The organism is Methanocalculus sp. (assembly GCF_029762515.1).
Taxonomy (GTDB): Archaea; Halobacteriota; Methanomicrobia; order Methanomicrobiales; family Methanocorpusculaceae; genus Methanocalculus.
The window spans coordinates 1-1,887 of sequence record NZ_JARVGN010000419.1; the positions used below are offsets into that span (position 1 = coordinate 1).

The 1,887-nt window shown below is 50.6% G+C and carries 2 protein-coding genes; both read right to left on the reverse strand.

Features of this window, described 5'->3' with window-relative positions:
• Positions 1-99: 99 nt before the first annotated feature.
• Positions 100-1,341, reverse strand: a complete 1,242-nt coding sequence (locus QCH34_RS11700) for a transporter substrate-binding domain-containing protein (protein ID WP_300334399.1) — start codon at positions 1,339-1,341, stop codon at positions 100-102.
• A gap of 47 nt (positions 1,342-1,388) precedes the next feature.
• On the reverse strand, positions 1,389-1,887 hold a 499-nt coding region (locus QCH34_RS11705; protein WP_300334401.1), incomplete at its 5' end, for an ATP-binding protein.

Here is a 1,887-nt window from a genome sequence, read left to right on the forward strand (position 1 = left end):
TCTGATGATGTCATCTCTGATCCTCTTCTCTTTTTCATCGTAAAAAAAGTGCCTGGTGATCCGGGCAATTCCTGGTAATTGCCGGGTTACCAATCACGCTCATGTACCGGGGACGTAAAGCCCGCTCACCACGATATACTGGTTGCCATCGCTCCCCTCAACAAGCCTGAAGTAAGCTGATTTCCTGTATATGCCTGTTTCTTCGGGGATCATCCAGATGTAATCCACCCAGCCTGAACCATCCGCAAGGGCGGTTTTTCGGATCTGATCACGGTACGCTGTGCCTGCAATATCGGTCTTTCCTTTTCTGTTCACTCCGATGAGGAGCGGGTTATCTGCCTCTGCAACGATTGTCAGATCGGTGTCATAGACAAAGACATAAAGTGCCCTGTTTTCACTGTCCCAGAACGGATGTTCACCGGCATTGATCCGGGCGATTGTGCCGGATGTATCCCTCTGTATCTCGCCGGCAGTAAACTCCACCAGTTCTGTCACTTCTTCTGCAGTGACAGGCGGATTAACAAGTGAGGAAACCCCGACATACCTGTATACTATACGCTGGTATTCGGTTACACCGGTCTCATCTGGTGCATACCTGACGGTGTCAAGTGCCGTCTGGAATGCGTCCACGACAGAATCAGGTGTATCGATATTGAATGCGTAATAGAGATCATGGGAATCAAGTGTATAGATGACTTCGAAAGAATCGGGATCTCCGGTTACTACTTCTGAAAAGTGCCTGCCAGCAAGGTCCCCATAACACCAGAGATCGATTATATCCTCTTCCATCATCATGATGAGCCCTTCAACATCCCCGGTTGAATAGATGGCATCCCTATCGACACCAATCTCCTCGAGTATGCCGGTGGCAGCATCCCCCTGCACAACCCCGATCCGGTATGTATTCAGATCTGCCGGCCCGGAGATTGCAATATCTGCCCCCTTCTCAGCAAAGATCACTTTTCGCTCGGAGATAACCGGTCCTGCCCATTTGAAGTCGTCTTCCCTCTCCGGGAGCCGGATTGTTCCAAATATTGCGGTATTCTCCTCTGAAAGCGCTCTGTCATAGGCATATGCCCATAAGCGCACCTGGATCTGGTCCGGGGATATCGGGGTTCCCATCTCTTCAAATGCCGCCGTCAGGAGGTCAACTAAAATTCCTCTGGCCTCCCCGTCCTCCATATAATTGAAGGGGGGATAATTTTCTGTCAGGAATGTCAGATCCGTTGAAACTGTCTGAACCGGGGCTGGCTCACCTCTTTCTTCATGGGTCATGCATCCGGGCGCAAGTACCAGCAGTACCAGCACTCCGAGTATGAGAGCGATGCTTATTGGTTTCATGTAACTACTCTTGTATCACACTGTACTAGTACGTTACCACTGAAAAGTCAGAATTGTGTCAGATCTTTTGTTTCCATCCAGCCATGTGCCGGCACCGTCAACACAAAACGAGCCCCTCTTCCCGCCTCCCCATTTTCGATGAGCGTAATCCCTGTCACTGAAGCGATATCGCGGGCGAATGCAAGGCCAAAACCGGTGTTTTTGCCATAGCCGTACCTGAAGATCAGCTCTTTTTCCTTATCCGGGATGCCGGTACCATCGTCCTCGACTGTGAGGAGGACACTCCCATCTTCCTGTCCGGCTGTCGAGATGGTGATTGTTCTGATGGTATCGCCGTGGCGGATGGCATTTTCAAGCAGGTTATATATCACTTTGACAAAGAGGCGATCGGCATAGATTGCGATTGGTTCTATATGGCGAATGATCGTGATCCCCTCTGCCTGAATATTCTCCAGAGCCTGGGCGATCATGAACGGTAGTGGCTGCCAGACGGGATCATGTGCTCCTATCTCCTGGTATTCACGGGAGAATTCGAGATGGCTGATG

Excerpts from the sequence above, each read along its gene's own strand:
- QCH34_RS11700 (WP_300334399.1), bottom strand. The coding sequence starts at position 1,341 with ATGAAACCAATAAGCATCGCTCTCATACTCGGAGTGCTGGTACTGCTG.